Consider the following 19424-nt stretch of genomic DNA (forward strand, 5'->3'; position numbering starts at 1 on the left):
ATCCAGCCAAGACCATGACCGAGCCCCGCAAGATTCTCGTCACCAGCGCCCTGCCCTACGCCAACGGCTCCATCCACCTCGGCCACATGGTCGAGTACATCCAGACCGACATCTGGGCCCGCTTCCAGCGGCTGCGCGGCAACCAGTGCATCTATGTCTGCGCCGACGACGCCCATGGTTCGGCCATCATGCTGCGCGCCGAGCGCGAGGGAATCACGCCCGAGCAGCTGATCGACAACGTCAAGCGCGAGCACAGCGCCGACTTCGCCGACTTCGGCGTGGCCTTCGACAACTTCCACTCCACCCATGCGGAAGAGAATCGCGAGCTGTCGCGCGCCATCTACCTGAAGCTGCGGGAGAACGGCCACATCGCCACCCGTCCGGTCACCCAGTACTTCGACCCGGACAAGCAGATGTTCCTGGCCGACCGCTTCATCAAGGGCACCTGCCCCAAATGCGGCAGCGCCGACCAGTACGGCGACAACTGCGAGAAGTGCGGCGCCACCTATGCGCCCACCGAGCTGAAGGACCCCAAGTCGGCCATCTCCGGCGCGACCCCGGTGCTGCGCGAATCCGAGCACTTCTTCTTCAAGCTTCCCGACTTCGCCGAGATGCTCAAGGGCTGGACCCGCAGCGGCGCCCTGCAGGAATCGGTGGCCAACAAGATCGCCGAATGGCTGGACGCCGGCCTGCAGGAATGGGACATCTCCCGTGACGCGCCCTACTTCGGCTTCGAGATCCCCGACGCCCCGGGCAAGTACTTCTATGTCTGGCTGGACGCGCCCATCGGCTACATGGCCAGCTTCAAGAATCTCTGCGACCGTCGCGACGACCTGGATTTCGACGCCTACTGGGCCAAGGACAGCACGGCCGAGCTGTACCACTTCATCGGCAAGGACATCGTCAACTTCCATGCGCTGTTCTGGCCGGCCATGCTCGAAGGCGCCGGCTACCGCAAGCCCACGGCGCTGAACGTCCACGGCTTCCTCACCGTCGACGGCCAGAAGATGTCCAAGTCCCGCGGCACCTTCATCAAGGCGCGCACCTACCTGGATCACCTCAATCCCGAATACCTGCGCTACTACTTCGCCGCCAAGCTCTCACGCCACGTCGAGGACATCGACCTGAACCTCGAGGACTTCGTGCAGAAGGTCAATTCCGACCTGGTGGGCAAGGTGGTCAACATCGCCAGCCGCTGCGCCGGCTTCATCCACAAGGGCAACGCCGGCCTGCTGGTGGATGCCCAGGCCGCACCCGAACTGGAAGCCGCCTTCCGCGCCGCCACGCCGAGCATCGCCGAGGCCTACGAGACCCGTGACTTCGGCCGTGCCATGCGCGAGATCATGGCCCTGGCCGACCGCGCCAACGCCTGGATCGCCGACAAGGCGCCCTGGAGCCTGGCCAAGCAGGACGGCAAGGCCGACGAAGTCCAGGCCATCTGCGCCCAGGGCATCGAGCTGTTCCGCCAGCTGGCGATCCTGCTCAAGCCGGTATTGCCCAACCTGACCGCCGCCGCCGAGGCCTTCCTCAACGTCGCGCCCCTGACCTGGGCCGACCTCGACACCCGCCTGGCCAATCATCAGCTCAACGCCTTCCAGCCCCTGCTCACCCGCATCGAACCCGCCAAGGTGCAGACCATGATCGACGCTTCCAAGGAAGACCTGGCCGCCCAGGCCGCGCCCGAGCCCGCCGGCAACGGCGAACTGACCAAGGCCCCGCTGGCCGAGACCATCGACTTCGATACCTTTTCCAAGGTCGACCTGCGCATCGCACTGATCGAAAAGGCCGAATTCGTCGAGGGCGCTGACAAGCTCCTGCGCCTGACCCTGGACATCGGCGACGCCAAGCGCAACGTCTTCTCCGGCATCAAGAGCGCCTACCCGGAGCCGAGCCAGCTCGAAGGTCGGCTGACCCTGTACGTCGCCAACCTGGCGCCGCGCAAGATGAAGTTCGGCGTCTCCGAAGGCATGGTCCTGGCCGCCGGCCCCGGCGGCACCGAGATCCACCTGCTCAGCCCCGACAGTGGCGCCAAGCCCGGCCAGCGGGTGATGTGACAGCGACGGCGCCGAGAGCCTGCTCAAAGGCGAGCGAGCTAGCGACAAACAAGGCGAACATGGCTGAGGAAGCGGAGTTTACAAAGCGTAAATGAGCATTCCGAAGCCATTTTCAACGCAGTTTGGCCGACGCGCAGCCGACTTTGAGCAGGCTCTCAGGACGCCGTTCTTCCTCCAGCCCCGACCCTGATCATGAACGCTCACGCCACCCTCATCAGCGCCATCGACGCCCTGCTGCCGCAGACCCAGTGCGGCAAATGCGGCCACCCCGGTTGCCAGCCCTATGCGGCGGGCATCGCCGCGGGCGAAGCGCACAACAAGTGTCCGCCCGGGGGCGCAGCCACCATCCTCGAGCTTTCAGCGCTGCTGCAGCGTCCGCCGCTGCCACTGGATTCGCCCTATCCGGTGACGCCCAGCCAGCGCGCGGTGATCCGCGAGGCCGAGTGCATCGGCTGCACCAAGTGCATCCAGGTCTGCCCCACTGACGCCATCCTTGGCGCGGCCAAGCTGATGCACACGGTGATCGAGAGCGAATGCAGCGGCTGCGAGCTGTGCCTGGCGCCCTGTCCGGTGGACTGCATCGATCTGGTGGCTGCACCCGCACCGGTCGATCGCGTCGAAGAGCGCCAGCGCGCGCAGTACTATCGGCGCCGCTTCGATGCCCGCCAGGCGCGCCTGCAGCGGGACCGCGAGCGACTGGACGCCGAGCGCCAACGCCGTCAGGTGCCACCTGCAACCGCCACGGTTGCAGAGCACCCCGCCACGGCGGAATCCTCGCTCAAGCCGCTGAAGATCGCTGCCGCCATGGCACGTGTCGCCCTGCAGAAGGCCGAACGGCAACTGGCCCAATACGGCACGCCCGCACTGGAAACCCAGGTGCAGCAGTTGCGTGAAGCCGCCCAGCAGGCCCAGGCGGCCCTCGACCAGGCGCAGCAAGCGCCCGCCACTGCCAGCGCACCTGCCCTGGCGACGCCAGCCGCCGATCCCGCCGCTCTCAAGCAGGCGCGGATCGCTGCCACCCTGGCGCGTGCCCAGCTGACCAAGGCCGAGCGGGCCTTTGGTACCGAGCCAACACCCGAGCAGAACGCGCAACTGGAAACCTTGCGCAGCGCCGCTCAGCAGGCGGCTCACCGCCTCGCGGCCCTGGAAGAGCGAATCGCCCCATGAACGCCGCCAAACGCCTGGAAATCTTTCGTCGCCTGCACGAAGACAATCCCGACCCCAAGACGGAGTTGGCCTATGCCTCGCCGTTCGAGCTGCTCATCGCGGTGATCCTCTCCGCCCAGGCCACCGACGTCAGCGTCAACAAGGCCACCGCCCGCCTCTATCCGGTGGCCAACACGCCCCAGACCATCCTGGATCTCGGGGTAGAGGGTTTGTCGGAGTACATCAAGACCATAGGGCTCTACAACAGCAAGGCCAAGAACGTCATCGAGACCTGCCGGCTGCTGCTGGAACGCCATGGCGGCGAGGTACCCCAGACCCGCGAAGAACTGGAGGCCCTGCCCGGCGTGGGCCGCAAGACCGCCAACGTGGTGCTCAACACTGCCTTCCGCCAGCTCGCCATGGCGGTGGACACCCATATCTTCCGGGTCAGCAACAGAACCAATCTGGCCCCCGGCAAGAACGTGGTGGAGGTCGAGCTCAAGCTGCTCAAGGTGGTGCCGAAGGCCTACCTGCTGGATGCCCACCACTGGCTGATCCTGCATGGCCGCTATGTCTGCCAGGCGCGCAAGCCCCGCTGCGGCAGCTGCCGCATCGAAGATCTCTGCGAATACAAGGCAAAAACCTCTGACGATTGAAAAAGGGCGTATCAAAGCCCTTCGGCGATTGAAAAAATCTTTTTTACCGGCCCCTGCTTTGTCGTTATAAGGTGCGCGAAAAGGTCCCGCCGCCCTGTCATGAGTGCGTGTGACCCTGTCCAGCCTTGCAGGAGTTACCAATGGCCGAAGACAAAAGCGATATCGATGTAGACGACGATTTCGAGACCGACAACGAGGCGCCCGAAACCGTCGATCCCGTCGAGCCCATCGTCAGCAAGACCAACCTGACCAAGCGGCGCCTGATCGACAACATGCTCGAAGAGCGCCGCCTGAAGCGGCAGATCTCCGAGTACGACTTCGATCTCTAGGCCATGAAAAACCCCAGCCTAGGCTGGGGTTTCGCGTTGCAGGGCCACCCTTACAGCAGGGTGCGACCCTTGCCGGCGGCGATGCGCATGCGCAGGGCGTTGAGCTTGATGAAGCCCGCCGCGTCCGCCTGGTTGTAGGCACCGCCGTCTTCTTCGAAGGTGGCGATGTTGGCGTCGAACAGCGACTCGTCGGACTGGCGACCGACGACGATGACGTTGCCCTTGTACAGCTTCAGCCGCACCACGCCGTTCACGTTGGCCTGGGAGGCGTCGATCATCTGCTGCAGCATCAACCGCTCGGGACTCCACCAGTAGCCGGTGTAGATCAGGCTGGCGTACTTGGGCATCAGCTCGTCCTTGAGGTGGGCCACCTCGCGGTCGAGGGTGATGGACTCGATGGCGCGGTGGGCCTTGAGCATGATGGTGCCGCCGGGGGTCTCGTAGCAGCCACGGGATTTCATGCCCACATAGCGGTTCTCGACGATGTCCAGGCGACCGATGCCGTTCTCGCCGCCGATGCGGTTCAGTTCGGCCAGCACCGTGGCCGGGCTCAGCTCCTTGCCATCGATGGCGACGATGTCACCGTTGCGGTAGGTCAACTCGATGTAGGTCGGGGTGTCAGGTGCGGCTTCCGGGGACTTGGTCCAGCGCCACATGTCTTCTTCGTGCTCGGTCCAGGTGTCTTCCAGCACGCCACCCTCGTAGGAGATGTGCAGCAGGTTGGCGTCCATGGAGTACGGCGACTTCTTCTTGCCGTGGCGCTCGATCGGGATCTGGTGCTTTTCGGCGTAGTCCATCAGCTTCTCGCGGGACAGCAGGTCCCACTCGCGCCAGGGGGCGATCACCTTGACGCCTGGCTTGAGCGCATAGGCACCCAGCTCGAAGCGCACCTGGTCGTTGCCCTTGCCGGTGGCGCCGTGGGAGATGGCGTCGGCACCGGTTTCGTTGGCGATCTCGATCAGGCGCTTGGCGATCAGCGGACGGGCGATGGAGGTACCCAGCAGGTACTCGCCTTCGTAGACGGTGTTGGCACGGAACATCGGGTAGACGAAGTCGCGGACGAACTCTTCGCGCAGGTCGTCGATGTAGATTTCCTTGACGCCCATGGCCTGGGCCTTGGCGCGTGCCGGTTCGACTTCCTCGCCCTGGCCGAGGTCAGCGGTGAAGGTCACCACTTCGCAGTTATAGGTATCCTGCAGCCACTTGAGGATCACCGAGGTGTCCAGGCCGCCGGAATACGCCAGGACTACCTTCTTCACATCCGCCATGCCGTTCGCTCCCGTGTGTTGCGTTGAGTCGGAAAGCGACAAGTCTACTGGTCGCCTCGCCGCTTTTACAGGGGCGCGACGCACTCTGATGTCTGGGCGACATCCGGTCGGGTGGATCAGCCCTTGGGTTTGGCGGGCGGTGCCGGGGTAGGCGCCGGCGGTTCGGCCGGATTGGCGGCGGTGCTGGTGGTTGGTGCGGCCGCTGGTTCGCTGCTTGCCGGCGCCCGTGAGAACACCAGGGTCACCCGGCGATTGAGCGCGCGATTGGCCTTGCTGGTGTTGGGTGCCACGGGATACTGCTCGCCAAAGAAGCGCAGCTCGATCTGCTCGGCGGCGAAACCCTTGCTCTTGAGGTACTCCATCACGGCGATGGCGCGCAGGCGGGATTCCTGGCGATTGTCCAACCGGGTGCCCTGGTTGTCGCTGTAGCCGGAGACGATGACGTGATTGACCGTCGGATCGGCCTTCAGGTACTCGTCGATGAGATCGAGCTTGGCCTTGGCGAGGTCGTCCAGGGTATCGCCGCCGCCCGGGAAGCCGACCTGGGAATGACGGATCTGCTCGAAATTGACCGCCAGCAGCTTCTGGGTACAGGCCTGGAATTGCTGGTAGGCCGGCTCGAAGCGCACCGGCAGCAGCCGGACCTCGATCCGGTCGTCCAGGGCACCTGCCCTGCTCACCTGGGGCATACGCCCTTCCATCAGCCCCGCCAGCAGGCGCTGCGCCTGCTGTGCGCTGGTGGCCAGCGCCTGTTCGCCCTCCACCACCTTGACCGAGCCGAGGCTGATGTCGCCGAGCCCCGGCTTCCAGGGCACTGCGGCCGCCTTGAGGTGGGCACTGCCCGCCGGCAGCCACTGGCCATTGGGCCGCAGCTCGAACACCGTGGCTTCGCCCGCGCGGCGCAGAAAGCCACCACTGCCGAAGCGCGGGATGGGCTGCAGCAGGCGACAGGCGAAGATGTCGCCTTCCACTTTCCATTCCACGCTCTCGAGCCGGCTCTGGAAGGTCATCCCCCAGGCCGGCACGGCGAGCAGCAGACAGGAAAGGAAGAGGTAACGCGGGCGCACGTCGGGCTCCGGAAAGAAAAAGTACTTGGGCTTCTTATCGGTCGAGGGCGCGGAAAACTTGAGCGCGGTCCCGCCGCACGGGTGCCGGCTACCCCCTTTTCCGGTAGCATTTCCCCACTTTCCCGCAGCCTGGAATCCCGCATGACCGACCGGATCACCCTTGCCCGTCCCGATGACTGGCACATTCACCTGCGCGACGGCGCCGCCCTGCCGCAGACCGTCGCCGACGCCGCCCGGGAATTCGGTCGCGCCATCGTCATGCCCAACTTGGTGCCACCGGTGCGCAACGCCGAACAGGCCGCCGCCTACCGCGAGCGCATCCTGGCCGCGCGCCCGGCCGGCAGTCGCTTCGAGCCACTGATGGTGCTCTACCTCACCGACCGCACCAGCCCGGACGACGTACGCAGCGCCAAGGCCAGCGGCTTCGTGCATGCCGCCAAGCTCTATCCGGCCGGTGCTACCACCAACTCCGATTCCGGGGTCACCTCGCTGGACAACCTCTTCCCCACCCTGGAAGCCATGGCCGAGATCGGCCTGCCGCTGCTGGTGCATGGCGAGGTCACCCATGCCGAGGTGGATGTCTTTGATCGCGAGAAGCGATTCATCGACGAGCACCTGGTGCGTATCGTCCAGCGCTTCCCGACACTGAAGGTGGTGTTCGAGCACATCACCACCGGCGACGCCGCCGCCTTCGTGCGCGAGGCCCCGGCCAACGTCGGTGCCACCATCACGGTCCACCACCTGCTGTACAACCGCAACCACATGCTGGTGGGCGGCATCCGGCCGCACTTCTATTGCCTGCCGATCCTCAAGCGCAACACCCACCAGGGCGCCCTGCTGGACGCCGCCACCAGCGGCAATCCCAAGTTCTTTCTCGGCACCGATTCGGCACCCCATGCCCGTCACGCCAAGGAAGCCGCCTGTGGCTGCGCCGGCTGCTACACCGCCTATGGCGCCCTGGAACTCTATGCCGAGGCCTTCGAAAGCCGCAATGCCCTCGACCGCCTGGAAGGCTTCGCCAGCCATTTCGGTGCCGACTTCTACGGCCTGCCGCGCAATACCGAGATCGTCACCCTGGTGCGCGAGGACTGGCAGGCGCCGGCCTCCCTGCCGTTCGGCGACCATGAGGTGATTCCGCTGCGCGCGGGCGAAACGTTGCGCTGGCGGCTGGAGGTGGGCGCATGAGCATGGACGAGACCTTCAGCGACGAACTGGATGCCAGCCAGCCGATGTCCGACTCGCGCATCCCCATGGCGCGCCGCTTTCGCGGCTATCTGCCGGTGGTGGTGGACGTCGAGACCGGTGGCTTCAACGCCGCCACCGATGCCCTGCTGGAAATCGCCGCCACTACCGTGGCCATGGACGAGGAAGGGGTGCTCTATCCGGATCACACCTACTTCTTCCGTGTCGAACCCTTTGTCGGCGCCAACATCGAACCGGCGGCGCTGGAATTCACCGGCATCAAGCTCGACCACCCGCTGCGCATGGCGGTGGGCGAAGAGCAGGCGCTGAGCGAGATCTTCAAGGGCGTGCGCAAGTCGCTCAAGGCCAGTGGCTGCAAGAGAGCCATCCTGGTCGGCCACAACAGCAGCTTCGACCTGGGCTTTCTCAATGCCGCGGTCTTGCGTTGTGGCCTGAAGCGCAATCCCTTCCACCCCTTCTCCAGCTTCGATACCGCTACCCTCGCCGGCCTGGCCTATGGTCAGACGGTATTGGCCAAGGCCTGTCAGGCGGCCGGTATCGAATTCGATAATCGCGAAGCCCACTCGGCCCGTTACGACACCGAGAAGACCGCCGAACTGTTCTGCGGCATCGTCAATCGCTGGCGGGAGATGGGCGGCTGGGTCGACCTGGACTGATCAGACAACCGCCTGTCGCCCAGGACGCCTTTGATGAGATTTTGCCGCCTACAACTTTGACAATCATTCTCATTGTCATTAGCTTTGGCGGCACCTCCACTCATACAGCAGGCGATCCATGTACGTGTGTCTTTGCCGTGGCGTGACCGACAAGCATATTCGCGAAGCCATCTATGAAGGCTGCTGCAGTTATCGGGAAGTCCGGGAAAGCACGGGTTGCGCCACCCAGTGCGGCAAGTGCGCTTGCCTCGCCAAGCAGGTGGTCAAGGAAACCCTCGGTGAGCTGCATGGTGCCCAGCAGCTCGCCTACGCCCTGGACGTCCCGCGCGCCTGAGCAACATCCCTGCAAAAAAAAGCCGGACCTTGCGTCCGGCTTTTTTATTGTCTAATCAAACGCTTACGGAAAGGATGGAAAAGCTTTCGATTACCGTTCGATTTTCGTCGATTTTTCAACAACTTAAGCTTTTGACAAAGGGCCCTTCCACGCTCAGACTGCCGGCAATCCCACCCGATTTGCAGGTCCGGCCATGAAAGGCGATATCACCGTCATCCAGCACTTGAACAAGATCCTTGGCAACGAACTGGTGGCCATCAACCAGTATTTCCTGCACTCGCGGATGTACAACGACTGGGGTATCCGCAAGCTGGGTCATCATGAGTACAAGGAATCCATCGACGAGATGAAGCACGCCGATCGCTTGATCGAGCGCATCCTGTTCCTGGAAGGCCTGCCCAATCTGCAGGACCTGGGCAAGCTGATGATCGGCGAGAACACCCAGGAAATGATCCAGTGCGACCTGCGCCTGGAAATCAGCGCCGTGGCTGACCTGCGTGAAGCCATCACCTATTGCGAAAGTGTGCGGGACTACGTGAGCCGCGACATGCTCAAGAGCATCCTCGAGTCCGAGGAAGAGCACATCGATTGGCTGGAAACCCAGCTGAGTCTGATCGCCAGCGTCGGGATCGAGAACTACATCCAGTCGCAGATGCACGACGACGATTGATCGGGCAAACGCCCATAAAAAAAGCCCGCACGCTGCGGGCTTTTTTTATGGGCCAAAGACTCAGGCGTCCTTGGTTTCCACGGCTTGCTTGATCAGGGTCTGCAGCTCGCCCTTCTCGTACAGCTCGGCCAGGATGTCGCTGCCGCCGACCAGCTCGCCGCCCACCCACAGCTGGGGAAAGGTCGGCCAGTTGGCGTACTTGGGCAGATTGGCGCGGATTTCCGGATTCTGCAGGATGTCGACATAGGCGAATTTTTCGCCACAGGCCATCAACACCTGAGCGGCACGGGAAGAGAAGCCGCACTGAGGCGCGTTCGGCGAACCCTTCATGTAGAGCAGCACGGGATTGTTGGCAATCTGGTCTTTGATGGTATCGATGATTTCCACGATGCACCTCGCTAATACGGTGGGACGATTGTAACGGAAAGGCCGGTGGAACGCCGGGATTTCCGCGACGTCCAGCCCGAAACAGGCGCGGCTCGACCTGGCAATCGACCACGTCTGTCGAGGCCCGTTCGCTCCGCCCGCAGCGATTTGGCAGACCAACTGGCAAACTTTGGCGGCGAGGCTGTGGTCAGGTTAAGGGTAGGCGCCACTCGGTGCGCCTGATCCAAGACCCAGGAGAACTCCATGAGCCTGTTCAGCAAGATCCTCTCGAAGCTTGGCATTGGCGAAGCCCACGCGGATACCCCCGCCGCAGCGCCCACCACCGGCGCGACCGATACCGCCGCACCCGCCGGCAACCCGGCCGCAACCGGCGGCGCCACTCCCATGAGCCAGGTGGATGTCGCCGCCAAGCTCGATGGCCTGGCAGCCCAGAAAGGCGAACAGCTCAACTGGAAGACCTCCATCGTCGACCTGCTCAAGCTGCTCGACCTGGACAGCAGCCTGACCGCGCGCCAGGAACTGGCCAAGGAGCTGAACTGCCCCGCCGACAAGCTGAACGACTCCGCCCAGATGAACATGTGGCTGCACAAGGCTGTTCTGCAGAAGCTGGCCGACAACGGCGGCAACGTTCCCACCGACCTGCTGTAAACCCCCACCCATCCGCTACCCTGTCCCAGGCTAGCCGCCCTGAATTGAGGGCCTAGCCTGCGATGGTGGTAAAATGCGACATGAACTTATACCATTTCGCCTTTGGTCTTTCCGCCGTTTGAAACGGCATGCTCTCAGGTTCGCCGCGTCCTCCAGGGACGGCCGTTACCGGGACGGGACGCTAGGGTAACGAAATGACGGTTCGCCACTTTCTCTCTTTCATGGATTGTTCCTCCGCGGAACTCCGGCAACTCATCGCACGGGGCATCGAGCTCAAGGCCCTGCGTAACCAGGGTGTGCTGCACGAACCCCTGCGCAATCGCGTCCTGGGCATGATCTTCGAGAAGGCCTCGACCCGCACCCGCCTCTCCTTCGAGGCCGGTATGATCCAGCTCGGCGGCCAGGCGATCTTCCTCTCCTCCCGGGATACCCAGCTCGGCCGCGGCGAACCCGTTCCGGACAGCGCCCGCGTCATGTCGAGCATGCTCGACGGCGTGATGATCCGCACCTACGCCCACGAGATGCTGACCACCTTCGCCGCCCATTCCCAGGTGCCGGTGATCAATGGTCTATCGGATGACCTGCACCCCTGCCAGCTGCTGGCCGACATGCAGACCTTCTTCGAACACCGGGGCGATATCCGTGGCAAGACCGTGGCCTGGATCGGCGACGGCAACAACATGTGCAACAGCTACATCGAGGCGGCCGAGCAGCTCGATTTCACCCTGCGCATTGCCTGTCCGGAAGGCTACGAGCCCAACCCGCGCTTTCTCGAACGGGCCGGCGACCGCGTGCGGCTGACCCGGGATCCGCGCGAGGCCGTGGCCCAGGCGCACCTGGTCAGCACCGATGTCTGGACCTCCATGGGCCAGGAAGAAGAAACCCGTCTGCGCCTGGCAGCCTTCAAGCCCTACCAGGTCACCGCCGAGCTGCTCGATGGCGCCGCCCCCGAGGTGCTGTTCATGCACTGCCTACCGGCTCACCGCGGTGAGGAAATCAGCCATACCCTGCTGGACGATCCGCGCGCCGTGGTCTGGGACGAAGCCGAAAATCGCCTCCACGCCCAGAAGGCGCTGCTCGAATTCCTCATCAAGCCGCCGCTGCACGCCTAATCCTGGCGCAGGCCTCGGTTGCGCCAGGCAGCCGAGGCCTTTGGCTCACAGCAACAGCTGCCCGCGCATGACCGTCACCGCCCGCCCGGCGATACTGACCCGATCGCCTTCCAACCGACACCTGAGTTGCCCACCGCGAGCGGAGAGTTGCTGGGAGGTGAGCATCCGCTTGGCCAGTCGCCGCGACCAGTAGGGAATCAGGCTGCAATGCGCCGAGCCGGTGACGGGATCCTCGTCCACACCCACTGCCGGGGCGAAGAAGCGCGAGACGAAGTCGACCTCCTGTCCCCGTGCGGTCACGATGACGCCCTGCCAGGGCAGCCGGGCGATGGCAGCCAGATCCGGCTTGCAGTCACGCACCGCCTGTTCCGACTCCAGCAGCACCAGCAGCTTGTCCGCCGCCAGGGCATCCACCGGCGAGACCTGCAGGGCTCGCTCCAATTCGGGCGTCACCCCCAGCTCCGTGGGCACCAACGCCGGAAAATCCAGCGCCAGCAGGCCATCGCCCTCGCGAAACACCCGCAGCACGCCCGACTGGCAGATGAACTCCAGTCGATCTCCAGGCTCTCCATAGGCTTCAAACAGCACATGGGCGGCTGCCAGGGTGGCATGACCGCATAATGGCACCTCGGTCCGCGGGGTGAACCAGCGAATCCGCCAGGTCTCGCCCTCGCGCACCACGAAGGCGGTTTCCGAAAGATTGTGCTCGGTGGCGATTCGCTGCAGCAGCTCGTCGGCCGGCCAGCTATCCAGGCGGTAGACGGCAGCAGGATTGCCGCGAAAGGCCTGATCGGTGAAGGCATCGACCTGATGAAATTCTAGGGACATGCACGCTACCTGAGCAGAAGAAGAGAAACAGCAAGCGTCAACGTCGCACGGGCACCCGGCCTCTGATGATCCCTGTAGCGACGGCTACAGCCTAAGACCGGCCGATGGACAGGTTGTCTTCACAAGTCCTATGACCAAAATAGCAGGCGGCGTCGCATCGGCAATGAATTGTCGAACGTCGTCACTGTTTTTGCGCTCAGGAGCTTTGACAGTTTTCATATTTGAAATTAGATTTTCGGTTGCGAACAAATGGCCCACCGGCCACCTATAAATACAACAACCACGAGGCTCCCCCATGAGTACTCTTCTCGCTCCAACACTACGCGGTCAATGCATCGCCGAATTCCTCGGCACAGCCCTGCTCATCTTCTTCGGTACCGGCTGCGTGGCGGCCGCGAAGGTCGGCGGCGCTACCCTCGGCCTGTGGGAGATCAGTATCATCTGGGGCGTCGGCGTGAGCATGGCGGTCTACCTGTCCGCCGGTGTCTCCGGCGCGCATCTCAGCCCGGCCGTCACCATCGCCCTCTGGCTGTTCGGTGGCTTCGAAAGACGCAAGGTTCCGGCCTACATCCTGGCCCAGGTCGCCGGTGCCTTCTGTGGCGCGGCGCTGGTCTACGGCCTCTACAGCAGCCTGTTTTTCGATTATGAACAGGCCCACAACATGGTCCGCGGCAGCCAGGCGAGCCTGGAACTGGCCGGCGTCTTCTCCACCTATCCCCATCCTTCCCTGTCGATCGGTCAGGCCTTCCTGGTCGAAGCCGTCATCACCGCCATCCTGCTAGCCATGATCATGGCCCTCACCGACGACGGCAACGGCCTGCCCCGTGGCCCGCTCGCCCCCCTGCTGATCGGCCTGCTGATCGCCGTGATCGGTGGTTCCATGGGTCCGCTGACCGGCTTCGCCATGAACCCGGCCCGGGATTTCGGACCCAAGCTGATGGCCTTCTTCGCCGGCTGGGGTGAAATCGCCTTTACCGGTGGCCGCGACATCCCCTACTTCCTGGTGCCGATCTTCGGCCCCATCGTCGGTGCCTGCCTGGGCGCCGCCGGTTACAAGGCGCTGATCTGCCGTCACCTGCCTGGCCTGGCTTCCGGTGCCTGCGACGTCCCGGCCAAGACCGATGACAGCGCCCGCACCGAAGTGAACTCCGCTTCCAAAGCGTCCTGATCGCCGCGAATCACAATAAGGAATACGACCATGACCGACCAGAACAAGCAGTACATCGTCGCGCTCGACCAGGGCACCACCAGCTCCCGCGCCATCGTGCTGGACCGCAATGCCAACGTGGTGACCATCGCCCAGCGCGAATTCGCGCAGATCTATCCCCAGGCCGGCTGGGTCGAGCACGACCCCATGGAGATCTGGGCCACCCAGAGCGCGGTGTTCGTCGAGGCTCTGGCCCAGGCCAGCATCAGCACCGAGCAGATCGCCGCCATCGGCATCACCAACCAGCGTGAAACCGCCATCGTCTGGGACAAGCTTACCGGTCGTCCCATCTACAACGCCATCGTCTGGCAGAGCCGCCAGAGCACCGCGATCTGCGACCAGCTCAAGCGCGACGGCATGGAAGACCATATCCGCAAGACCACCGGCCTGGTGATCGATCCCTATTTCTCCGGCACCAAGATCAAGTGGATCCTCGATCACGTCGAAGGCAGCCGTGAACGCGCCCGCCGCGGCGAGCTGCTGTTCGGCACCGTGGACACCTGGCTGATCTGGAAGATGACCCACGGTCAAGCCCACGTCACCGACTACACCAACGCCTCCCGCACCCTGCTGTTCGATATCCACAAGCGTGAGTGGGATGCCACCATGCTCGAGGTGCTCGACATCCCGCGCGAGATGCTGCCGGAAGTGAAATCCTCCTCCGAGGTCTATGGCCAGGCGCACCTGGGCAGCGGCCAGACCACCGGCATCCCCATCGCCGGTATCGCCGGCGACCAGCAGGCGGCGCTGTTCGGCCAGATGTGCGTGGAGCCCGGCCAGGCCAAGAACACCTATGGCACCGGTTGCTTCCTGCTGATGAACACCGGCGAGAAGGCGGTGCAGTCCCAGCACGGCCTGCTGACCACCATCGCCTGCGGTCCTCGCGGCGAGGTCAACTACGCCCTGGAAGGCGCCATCTTCAACGGCGGCTCCACCGTCCAGTGGCTGCGTGACGAGCTCAAGGTGATCAACGATTCCCTGGACTCCGAGTATTTCGCCACCAAGGTGACCGACAGCAACGGCGTCTACCTGGTCCCGGCCTTCACCGGTCTGGGCGCGCCCTACTGGGATCCCTATGCCCGCGGCGCGCTGTTCGGCCTGACCCGGGGCGTGAAAGTGGACCACATCATCCGCGCCACTCTGGAATCCATTGCCTTCCAGACCCGCGACGTGCTGGACGCCATGCAGCAGGATGCCGGCGAAGCCTTGAAGTCCCTGCGCGTGGACGGCGGCGCCACCGCCAACAACTTCCTCATGCAGTTCCAGTCGGATGTGCTCGGCACCCGGGTCGAGCGACCGGAAATGAAGGAGACCACGGCCCTGGGCGCGGCCTACCTCGCGGGTCTCGCCACCGGCTTCTGGAGCAGCCTGGACGAGTTGCGCAGCAAGAGCACCATCGAACGGGTCTTCGAACCGGCTTGCGATCCGAGCAAGAGAGACACCCTGTACAAGGGTTGGAAGAAGGCCGTCGAGCGTACCCGCGGCTGGGCGCTGGACTGAGTCGAATCCGACCGGGAAGCGGCCGGTACTTGCCGGGGCCGCTTCCCGCAAGGCTCCCCCACGAGGCCGGCGTCTTCCGACGCCGGTCTTGCTTTGCGCGACAAGCGCTTTCCACCTTGAAAGAGCTACGGCATCCTCTGTGAATTTACTCGATCACCTCAAGGAAGCCGTAATGAGCCTGGCGCCTCGCCAACAGCAGATTCTCGAACTGGTCCGTGAGCGCGGCTACGTCAGCATCGAAGAGCTGGCCCAGCATTTCTCCGTCACCCCCCAGACGATCCGCCGCGACATCAACCAGCTCGCCGAAGCCGGGCTGCTGCGGCGCTACCACGGGGGTGCCGCCCACGACTCCAGCGTGGAAAACACCGAATACAGCATGAGGGCCGGACAGATGCGCGAGGAAAAGCGCCTGATCGCCGAAGCCGTGGCCGCTGCCGTGCCCGACCATGCATCGCTGTTCATCAACATCGGCACCACCACCGAGGCCATCGCCCATGCCCTGCTCGGGCATCGCAGCCTCAAGGTCATCACCAACAATCTGCACGTGGCCAACATCCTCAGCGCCAAGGACGACTTCGACGTGCTGATCGCCAGCGGCAAGGTACGCAGCGACGGCGGCGTAGTGGGCCAGGCCACCGCCGACTTCATCAAGCAGTTCAAGGTCGACTACGCCCTGGTGGGCATCAGCGGTATCGACGAAGACGGCACCCTGCTGGATTTCGACTACCAGGAGGTCTGCGTCTCCCAGGCCATCATCCACAATGCCCGCCAGGTGTTTCTCGCCGCCGACTCCAGCAAGTTCGGCCGCAACGCCATGATCCGCCTGGGCAGCCTGGAGCAGATCGATCAGCTGTTCACCGAGCAGGAGCCCTCTCCGGCCTTCGCGCGCTGCCTGCGCGAATGGCAGGTCAAGGTCGAGGTAGCGCGCCCGCGCTGACCTCCAGGGGCGACGACCATTCGTCGCCTCCCCTCTCTCCATATTCGTTTTTTTTCGTTTTAGCGGTCTGAAGACACAGACCTGGCTAGAACCTGAGTTTTTGCTGGGCTATTATGTTCGAAACCGAATAATTATGTTCGTTTCACAGGAGGCACCATGGCCCAGGCACCCACTGCAACTCCCCGGACCTACGATCTCGCCGTCATCGGCGGTGGCATCAATGGCGTCGGCATCGCCGCCGACGCCGCCGGTCGTGGCCTGTCGGTGTTCCTCTGTGAACGTGACGACTTGGCGAGCCACACCTCCTCTGCCAGCAGCAAGCTGATCCACGGCGGCCTGCGCTACCTGGAACACCATGAGTTCCGGCTAGTGCGCGAAGCCCTGGCCGAGCGCGAGGTACTGCTGGCGAAGGCACCCCACATCGTCAAACCGATGCGCTTCGTCCTGCCCCATCGCCCGCACCTGCGTCCGGCCTGGATGATCCGTGCCGGTCTCTTCCTTTATGACCACCTCGGCAAGCGCGAAAAGCTGCCAGGTTCGCGCGGCCTGAAATTCGATGCCCAGGGGCCGCTCAAGGCCGAGATCAAGCGTGGCTTCGAGTATTCCGATTGCTGGGTGGACGATGCCCGTCTGGTGGTGCTCAACGCCATGCAGGCGCGGGACAAGGGTGCCGACATAGTGACCCGCACCCGTTGCGTCAGCGCCCGCCGCGTCGAGGGTCACTGGGAGGTTGAGGTCGAAGGTCCTCAGGGGCGCCAGCAGATCCGTGCCAAGGGCCTGGTCAATGCCGCCGGCCCCTGGGTCGCCAGCTTCATCCGTCAGGACCTGCAGCAGAAGTCGCCCTATGGCATCCGCCTGATCCAGGGCAGCCATGTCATCGTGCCCAAGCTGTACGAAGGCGAGCAGGCCTACATCATGCAGAACGAGGACCGTCGCATCGTCTTCGCCATTCCCTACCTGGGCCAATACACCATGGTCGGCACTACGGATCGCGAGTACCAGGGCGATCCGGCCAAGGTGGCCATCACTGACCAGGAAATCGACTATGTGCTGGGGGTGGCCAATGCCCACTTCCGCAAGCAGCTCAGTCGCGATGACGTCCTGCACACCTTCTCCGGTGTCCGCCCGCTGTGCGACGACGAGTCGGATAACCCCTCCGCCATCACCCGCGACTACACCCTGTCGCTGGCCGAAGAACAGGGCGCCCCGCTGCTGTCGGTGTTCGGTGGCAAGCTGACCACCTATCGCAAGCTGGCCGAGTCGGCTATGGCGCAGCTGCAGCCCTTCTTCCCCCGGCTGGGCAACAGCTGGACAGCCTCGGCACCGCTGCCCGGTGGCGAGAACATGACCACGCCCCAGGCCTTGACCCGCGAACTGCTGGACAAGGTCAGCGGCCTAACGCCGGCCCTGGCGCAGCGCTGGGCCACCACCTATGGCAGTCGGGTCTGGACCCTGCTGGGTGATTCGCGCTCGGTGGAGGAACTAGGTGCGGTAATCGGCGCTGACCTCCACGTGCGTGAAGTGGAATACCTGCAGCGCCACGAGTGGGTCACCCGTGCCGATGACGTGCTCTGGCGGCGGACCAAGCTGGGCCTGGTATTCACCGATACGGAGCGGGCCGCTCTGGAAAACCTCCTGGCGCATTCCGAACCCGCCCGGAGCGCCAAGGACAGCAACGCGGCCTGACGCCTGCTGTTCCTGAGCGGGCAATCCGCTCAGGAACAGTGGTGTTCACCCTTGCAATAGACACTGAAACAGCGCGCCAGGCACGTTGGAGTATAGGCAGCACCATGAAAAGTCTTCATGATGCACCTTTACCTCCAGCGCCGACGCCATGTTCGAACTTCGCCACCTGAAAACCCTGCATGCACTCCGCGAATCCTCCAGTCTGGTGGAGGCTGCAGAACGCTTGCATCTAACCCAGTCCGCCCTCTCCCATCAGTTCAAGGAACTGGAAGAACGGCTGGGGACCCCGCTATTCATTCGCAAGACCAAACCCATCCGCTTCACCAGCGCTGGTTTGCGCCTGCTGCAGACCGCGGACGCGGTGTTGCCGCATCTGCGCAGTGCCGAACGGGATCTGGCGCGACTGGTGGGCGGGACGGCGGGCCGGCTGCACATGGCCATCGAATGCCACAGCTGCTTCCAGTGGCTGATGCCCACCATCGATCAATTCCGTGATTCCTGGCCGGAAGTGGAGCTGGACCTGGCGTCCGGGTTCTCTTTCGCACCCTTGCCCGCGCTAGCACGGGGCGATCTGGACCTGGTGGTGACCGCCGATCCAGTGGACCTCTCGGGGGTCACCTATGTGCCGCTGTTCACCTACGAAGCCCTGCTGGCAGTGGCCAACCAGCATCCCCTGGCACAGCGGCCCTATATCGTGCCCGAGGACCTCGCCCAGGAAACCCAGATCACCTATCCGGTGGAGCGCGATCGACTGGATATCTTCACCCGTTTTCTCGATCCGGCCGATGTCGAACCGCTCTCGATTCGCACGGCGGAGATGACGGTGATGATGCTGCAACTGGTGGCGTCAGGCCGTGGCGTCTGCTGCCTGCCCAACTGGGCGATCCACGAGTACAGCTCGCGCGGCTACGTGACGGCGCGCCGGCTGGGGGAGAAAGGCCTCTATGCGACGCTCCATGCGGCGATTCGCGAAGACATGCTGGAAGCGCCCTTCATGCAGGATTTCCTGCTGACCGCCAAGGACACCTCCTTCGCCACCCTCGAAGGGGTCAGCAGCGCGCGCTGAGCCGGCGCGCTGCCCGTGGCGCTTACTTGCTGTTGCCACCCGGGAAGCCGGCGAACTTCTTGTTGAAGCTCGAGACGCGGCCTTCGACCTTCATCTGGCGCTGCTCGCCGGTGTAGATGGGGTGGGAAGCGCTGGATACGTCGAGGCTGATGTAGGGATAGGTCTCGCCTTCGTATTCCTGGGTGCGGTCGCTCTCAGCCGTGGAGCGAATCAGGAAGTAGGTGTCCGAGGTGGTGTCGTGGAACAGCACGGGACGGTAGTTGGGATGGATACCGGGTTTCATGAGACGTCTCCTGGTCTGGGGCGCCGAAGACGAGATGCCTTCCGCGCGCCGATTAAAGATACATTATAACATATAAAGATCACTTTTGCAGTCCCGCCTGTGACGGTGGCGGCAGCCATGACCCTTGCGATGGAACCATCCGCCGCGCCTGGGGCTCGTAACCTGAGGCCCTGACCGGCGGTACCCCACTCTCTTTGAGACCAGCTGTCGGTCGGTGCGTGCGTTCAAGCCCACGGCGCCAGACAGACGAGCTGTCAGCCCCTGCCCTTTGCGCCCGCACGGCGCCCTGCATTGGCTTCTCAAGGATCGCGAGAAGTCCACACGCATTGGATGCGCACGCCGGGTTCGGGACTGAACTCGTTGCGCCGCATCCCAAGGATTCAAGAG

The 19424-nt window shown here is 63.8% G+C and carries 20 protein-coding genes; 15 read left to right on the forward strand and 5 right to left on the reverse strand.

Annotated elements, in window-relative coordinates; translation table 11 throughout:
• The first annotated feature begins 14 nt into the window (after nt 1-14).
• The 4 genes from metG to NRG74_RS08860 all read left to right on the forward strand — a co-directional run bounded on the left by metG (nt 15) and on the right by NRG74_RS08860 (nt 4185).
• A complete protein-coding gene (metG, locus tag NRG74_RS08845; protein WP_257706311.1) occupies nt 15-2054 on the forward strand; it encodes a methionine--tRNA ligase in 2040 nt (679 codons plus the stop codon).
• A 192-nt stretch (nt 2055-2246) separates the two neighbouring features.
• Entirely contained in the window at nt 2247-3221 is a 975-nt protein-coding gene (locus tag NRG74_RS08850) for an RnfABCDGE type electron transport complex subunit B (protein ID WP_257706312.1), read from the forward strand.
• Entirely contained in the window at nt 3218-3856 is a 639-nt protein-coding gene (nth, locus tag NRG74_RS08855) for an endonuclease III (RefSeq protein ID WP_017640316.1), read from the forward strand. The genes NRG74_RS08850 and nth overlap by 4 nt, the downstream gene beginning before the upstream one ends.
• Nucleotides 3857-3996: 140 nt before the next feature.
• Nucleotides 3997-4185, forward strand: a complete 189-nt coding sequence (locus NRG74_RS08860) for a PA3496 family putative envelope integrity protein (RefSeq protein ID WP_160923033.1) — start codon at nt 3997-3999, stop codon at nt 4183-4185.
• 50 nt (nt 4186-4235) lie between these two features.
• On the opposite strand, the gene NRG74_RS08865 is transcribed toward NRG74_RS08860, so the two are convergent.
• Both NRG74_RS08865 and NRG74_RS08870 read right to left on the reverse strand, forming a co-directional pair.
• Nucleotides 4236-5453: an argininosuccinate synthase gene (locus tag NRG74_RS08865; protein ID WP_017640314.1), complete on the reverse strand. Its 1218-nt coding sequence runs from the start codon at nt 5451-5453 to the stop codon at nt 4236-4238.
• 116 nt (nt 5454-5569) lie between these two features.
• Nucleotides 5570-6520, reverse strand: a complete 951-nt coding sequence (locus tag NRG74_RS08870) for a flagellar protein MotY (RefSeq protein WP_257706313.1) — start codon at nt 6518-6520, stop codon at nt 5570-5572.
• 141 nt (nt 6521-6661) lie between these two features.
• Here NRG74_RS08870 and pyrC point away from each other — a divergent pair, with 141 nt between their 5' ends.
• From pyrC to bfr, 4 genes are all read left to right on the forward strand, one after another.
• A complete protein-coding gene (gene pyrC / locus NRG74_RS08875; protein ID WP_257706314.1) occupies nt 6662-7705 on the forward strand; it encodes a dihydroorotase in 1044 nt (347 codons plus the stop codon).
• A gap of 2 nt (nt 7706-7707) precedes the next feature.
• Entirely contained in the window at nt 7708-8379 is a 672-nt protein-coding gene (rnt, locus tag NRG74_RS08880) for a ribonuclease T (protein ID WP_371099781.1), read from the forward strand.
• Nucleotides 8380-8497: 118 nt separating this feature from the next.
• Nucleotides 8498-8713: a bacterioferritin-associated ferredoxin gene (locus NRG74_RS08885; protein ID WP_026083759.1), complete on the forward strand. Its 216-nt coding sequence runs from the start codon at nt 8498-8500 to the stop codon at nt 8711-8713.
• A gap of 193 nt (nt 8714-8906) precedes the next feature.
• Complete coding sequence (bfr, locus tag NRG74_RS08890; protein WP_017640309.1) at nt 8907-9383, forward strand: bacterioferritin; 477 nt, start codon at nt 8907-8909, stop codon at nt 9381-9383.
• Between the two features lie 60 nt (nt 9384-9443).
• Here the strand turns inward: bfr and grxD are convergent, their stop codons facing one another.
• Nucleotides 9444-9770, reverse strand: a complete 327-nt coding sequence (gene grxD / locus NRG74_RS08895) for a Grx4 family monothiol glutaredoxin (RefSeq protein ID WP_017640308.1) — start codon at nt 9768-9770, stop codon at nt 9444-9446.
• A 243-nt stretch (nt 9771-10013) separates the two neighbouring features.
• Between grxD and NRG74_RS08900 the strand changes: the two genes are divergently transcribed.
• The gene (locus tag NRG74_RS08900) at nt 10014-10418 is read left to right on the forward strand and encodes a DUF3597 domain-containing protein (RefSeq protein WP_017640307.1); all 405 of its coding nucleotides are present in this window, start codon (nt 10014-10016) and stop codon (nt 10416-10418) included.
• A 194-nt stretch (nt 10419-10612) separates the two neighbouring features.
• A complete protein-coding gene (argF, locus tag NRG74_RS08905; RefSeq protein WP_257706315.1) occupies nt 10613-11530 on the forward strand; it encodes an ornithine carbamoyltransferase in 918 nt (305 codons plus the stop codon).
• Between the two features lie 45 nt (nt 11531-11575).
• Here the strand turns inward: argF and NRG74_RS08910 are convergent, their stop codons facing one another.
• Nucleotides 11576-12358, reverse strand: a complete 783-nt coding sequence (locus tag NRG74_RS08910; protein WP_257706316.1) for a PhzF family phenazine biosynthesis protein — start codon at nt 12356-12358, stop codon at nt 11576-11578.
• 295 nt (nt 12359-12653) lie between these two features.
• Here NRG74_RS08910 and NRG74_RS08915 point away from each other — a divergent pair, with 295 nt between their 5' ends.
• The 5 genes from NRG74_RS08915 (at nt 12654) to metR (ending at nt 18754) form a co-directional block, all read left to right on the forward strand.
• On the forward strand, nt 12654-13526 hold the full coding sequence (locus tag NRG74_RS08915; protein ID WP_257706317.1) for an MIP/aquaporin family protein: 873 nt from the start codon (nt 12654-12656) through the stop codon (nt 13524-13526).
• A gap of 30 nt (nt 13527-13556) precedes the next feature.
• Nucleotides 13557-15065 (forward strand): glycerol kinase GlpK, encoded by a 1509-nt coding sequence (gene glpK, locus NRG74_RS08920; RefSeq protein ID WP_093249319.1) that lies wholly within the window; start codon nt 13557-13559, stop codon nt 15063-15065.
• Nucleotides 15066-15237: 172 nt separating this feature from the next.
• Nucleotides 15238-16002 (forward strand): DeoR/GlpR family DNA-binding transcription regulator, encoded by a 765-nt coding sequence (locus tag NRG74_RS08925; protein WP_007162742.1) that lies wholly within the window; start codon nt 15238-15240, stop codon nt 16000-16002.
• A 156-nt stretch (nt 16003-16158) separates the two neighbouring features.
• Nucleotides 16159-17688, forward strand: coding sequence for a glycerol-3-phosphate dehydrogenase (gene glpD, locus NRG74_RS08930; RefSeq protein ID WP_257706318.1), 1530 nt, complete (start codon nt 16159-16161; stop codon nt 17686-17688).
• Nucleotides 17689-17836: 148 nt separating this feature from the next.
• The gene (metR, locus tag NRG74_RS08935; RefSeq protein WP_064307222.1) at nt 17837-18754 is read left to right on the forward strand and encodes a transcriptional regulator MetR; all 918 of its coding nucleotides are present in this window, start codon (nt 17837-17839) and stop codon (nt 18752-18754) included.
• Nucleotides 18755-18776: 22 nt separating this feature from the next.
• On the opposite strand, the gene NRG74_RS08940 is transcribed toward metR, so the two are convergent.
• Nucleotides 18777-19037 carry a type B 50S ribosomal protein L31 gene (locus NRG74_RS08940; RefSeq protein WP_007162739.1) on the reverse strand — a complete coding sequence of 87 codons (261 nt, stop codon included), beginning with the start codon at nt 19035-19037 and terminating at the stop codon, nt 18777-18779.
• Between the last annotated feature and the right edge of the window lie 387 nt (nt 19038-19424).

It is taken from the genome of Pseudomonas oryzihabitans (assembly GCF_024652905.1).
GTDB classification, from domain to species: Bacteria; Pseudomonadota; Gammaproteobacteria; order Pseudomonadales; family Pseudomonadaceae; genus Chryseomonas; species Chryseomonas benzopyrenica.